The organism is Roseiarcus sp., from assembly GCF_052145395.1.
Taxonomy (GTDB): domain Bacteria; phylum Pseudomonadota; class Alphaproteobacteria; order Rhizobiales; family Beijerinckiaceae; genus Roseiarcus.
Genome location: NZ_JBKQOT010000862.1, coordinates 1 through 3,269 on the forward strand (window position 1 = coordinate 1; position 3,269 = coordinate 3,269).

Here is a 3,269-nt window from a genome sequence, read left to right on the forward strand (position 1 = left end):
GTTTTTCCGGAGTGTACGAATAAAGCGTGAATGGGTGGCCGACGGACAGCGCCGAGACCATGGTCAGGCGTTCAACATAACCGAGCTGTTCGCCAATCCATAGCGAATTCAATCTATCGAGCATTCCCTCCGCCAGTACGCTTTTTTCGGTGATCGGCTTCGCTTGCCACCAGCGTGGCTCCGCGAACACCGGACCTTATTGCTGGATTTTCATCACTCGCACGAACTTCGCCCGCCCATCAATTCCTCGCCTGTTTGACTGATCCCGCCCCGCGACTGAGGCGACATTGATCTGGATCATTCCTGATGACCTGGCTTGCCTCCGGCGATGACCGCGGCGTTTTCTTCCGTGCTCGACGCGCTTCGTTTGCGCCCCCTCCGTCAGGTCCTGATGTTCGAGGCGCGACCTCACGGGATCGACGTCTCGACCGGTGGCGCGAAGGCGTCGCCCTTGCGGGCGTCGATTAACCCGCCGACCGGAGAACGGCCCCTCCTTGCGCGCAGCAGACGGCGGCGGCAGTCGACGTTCACCGGTCACTGCCGATCGCGGCGATTGGAGACAGTTTCCTCGATCGTCTCGAATGGCCGGAGTCGACGTGGCGTGGTGAGGCTGGGTTGTGCAATTCTGCGCGACACCATCTTTATTGCACGGCGCCTTATCTACACCTGCCCAAAAGGATCTACACCTGCCCAAAAGGCGTATTAACTTCGGTATTGCGTCACATGTCAATCTAGCGGATCGTGACAAAAGATCGATCGCGATCCGGAGAATTTAGAGGAGGGCCAGAGATGCTTCGCTGGCTAAAGGCCTTCGTCCGTCGCGAGTTGGTCGCCGACGTTCCGGCCGAGCTTAGCCTCTGTCTCGATTGTGGAAAGCTTGCATGCTCTGAGGGTGAGTTCAGAGACTGCGCGCGACGCAAAGAGCGTGCGGCCGAGCTTGCTCTCGATCGGTTAGCGCCGGAGGCTGCCAGAGAAGGCGAGACAAACAAAGGCGCTGATATCTGCCAAGCCGACGCCGCAGCGGCCAACGAACGTTTGGCGGAAATCGAGCGCCGTCCGTTGGGGTAGGGTGGGCCGCCCGCAAACATGAAGGTCCTTTCGCCTTGGTGACTGAGGCGAAGCTGCGGCGCCTCTCGCTCTCGCTGGGTCACAAAAGCATTCTCAAGAGGCTTCGCCTGCTACGCGAGGCGGCGGGTTGCCGAAGAGGCTACCCGCATCGCGGCGCCAGCGATCGGGATGATCTTTCAGCCCGGTCACGGGCCGCCTGAATGACTGCTCGCGTCGATCAGATCGGATGCCTCGCTCAGTCATAGTCCGACGAAGAACCGCTCCGGGTCGATCTGACCCGGTCGCCGAGCCACGAGGAGTGACCGATATTTGCACATTCCGACCGTCGGCAGTGTCACCCTCGAATGACCACGGTCCGCCCTTCTGAACCGTGCCCCGACGGGCGCCAACTGTCAGCATTGTTTCGCGGGGTCCTCTTCGCCGCGCCTTGGTAGGGGAGAAAAGCGAGCCCGCGTCGCCGACGTTTCCAGGCCGCGGGATCGACAGGGGAGGGGCCGCGCCCAGCGCGGCAATGGCGCCGAAAGCCCTATTTCAGGTGACCTGCGCCGAACTCGGCCGAGATGGACCCGCTCAGGCGCACGCAGACCCCGTTGGCGGCGAGCACGCCGGCCACGCCGCCGATGTTGCACTTCTTCGCCGTCGTCGCAGGCTCGGGCGCCGCCGCCTTCTTGGCCTGCGACGGCAGCTCCGCGGACTGCCCGGGATTTGCGAAGGCGGCGAGGAACAGGGCGGCGAAGGCGAGCGTTTGGGCTCGGCGCATGCGGACTCCCTTCGGACACATAAGCGGGTTATGAGGCGCCGGACCCCGGGTTGCAACGCGAACTTGCGACTCAGGTCGCGTTCCCGCAGGAATGCATCGACGGCGGAAGAGGGGAGCGGCCCATAGGCATGGACACGACGCCGGCTGTCGTAGAGCGCCCGTCCGGGCGAGCTGGGCTGGTCATCGCCGGCGCAGCGCTGGTCGCGGCGGGTATCCTTCTGGCGACCGCCGAGCGGCAGGCGATCCTTGCGGCGATCGCCGGGGCGGGCGGACTTGCGCTCCTGAGGCGGGCCGTCGCCGAGCGCCCCTATTCCCAAGCGCTCGTCGTTGTGGACGCCGCCGCATTCGCCCTGTTTGCCACGTTGCGCAATGACGGACTGGGGTTCTGGCAACTGCCAGGGCCATGGCTGGACGTCCTCCGCTTCAACCTCCCCTCGGCCGTCATCGCGCTTATCGTCTACGTCGGCGCCTCGGCGATGGCCCTGATCGCCGGATTCCGCGGGCTTCGCGTCGTCGAGGCGCTAAGCCTCATCGCCGTCCCGTTCCTGTTCAACATTCTCATCGTGGTCGGCGCCGACTGGCACATGGCCGAGCTCGGCGCCGCTGTGACCTTTCACGCGGCCTTGCCGTTTCCGGCCGAGGTCGCGATCGGGCGCGCCCTGACGCTCTGGCTCCTGGGCGAGGCCATGCTGAGCCTGATCGTCGCGGTTAGCCTCAACCGGCCGCCCCGATCGTTGCGGGTCATGGCGCTCTTCGCCCTTGGCGGCGCCTATGCGGCGGTCACGCCGCTGTTCGCCAACGCCGCGCAGCTCGTGACCCAGCCGCTACTGGCGATCGTGTTTTCCGCGGCTTGCGCAGCGCTGGCGCAGGGGGGCCTATGGGCGGTCGTCTATCTGATGACGGGCGTCGCGCTCGACTGGCTCGCCGGAAGGCCGCCACGCTGGGACGCCGCCTGGGACCACTGGCGAACGGGCGTGGTGAAGGGCGCGATCTACGGCGGCCTGTTCATCGGCTTCATTTTGATCGCCGCCTTCGTCCTGCGGATTCCCGGCGCGTCGCGGTTCATAAGCGCCTTCGTTCTCGCCGTCGGCCCCGTGCTCGGCGCGGCGCTGTTTCCGCTCGCCATGACCGTCGTTGGCAGCGCCGACGGAACAGCGCCGTTCTTCGGCCGGTTGCGGGCCGCTTACCGCGATCCGCGCGCGCCCGTGCGCGGGGTCGTCGCCGGATTGGGCCTCGCGCTCGCCTACGAGGCCAATCTCGCCGCTGCCGGCGGTGGAACGCGCTTTCTCGCGATGGCCGCGGTCGGGGCGCTCTGCTACGCCGGGGTGGACTTCGGCTTCGACGCCTACGCGGTGGCGTCCGGCGAACGGACCAAACTGCAAGGCTGGCGCCTTTATGCGCTCGGGGCGGGGCTCGGCGCCCTCGTCGCCGGCGCGCTCGG

Annotated in this window: 2 protein-coding genes and 1 pseudogene; 1 reads left to right on the top strand and 2 read right to left on the bottom strand. The window is 66.1% G+C overall.

What is annotated here, in order from left to right; genetic code table 11:
• Both ACLP25_RS29985 and ACLP25_RS29990 read right to left on the bottom strand, forming a co-directional pair.
• On the bottom strand, positions 1 to 190 hold a 190-nt coding region (locus ACLP25_RS29985), incomplete at its 3' end, for a hypothetical protein (RefSeq protein WP_442472741.1).
• Between the two features lie 1,404 nt (positions 191 to 1,594).
• A complete protein-coding gene (locus tag ACLP25_RS29990) occupies positions 1,595 to 1,828 on the bottom strand; it encodes a hypothetical protein (RefSeq protein WP_442472742.1) in 234 nt (77 codons plus the stop codon).
• A 128-nt stretch (positions 1,829 to 1,956) separates the two neighbouring features.
• Between ACLP25_RS29990 and ACLP25_RS29995 the strand changes: the two are divergent.
• Positions 1,957 to 3,269, top strand: a pseudogene (locus ACLP25_RS29995) (hypothetical protein); the annotation flags it as partial.